Genomic DNA, 254 nt, shown 5'->3' on the forward strand with positions numbered 1-254 from the left:
GAATATCCTTGTCGTAGATCGTGGCGAGTCCCTTAACGCTTGGCGTAATCTCTAGCCACTGGCCGTTATGTTCATACCGGCGAACGCTTGTCTCGGGCTTCTTCGACAGGGAATAAAAAGGATGCTCTAGTTGCGGCATCACGTCTTTTAGAACGGCATCCGCCACGTCGCAGATAAACAGATCATGTTGGGGGTGGCGTTCGGGGACCAGCAACGGGAGCTGGCCGACGTTGGGGGTTGGATCAGCCATGACT

Annotated in this window: 1 protein-coding gene; it reads right to left on the bottom strand. The window is 54.7% G+C overall.

The features are described from left to right. Positions 1 to 254, bottom strand: a 254-nt coding sequence (locus AC0L2P_RS32435) for a replication initiator protein A (protein WP_473507271.1), incomplete at both ends; no start/stop codon positions are given.

The organism is Mesorhizobium sp. WSM4836 (assembly GCF_055811815.1).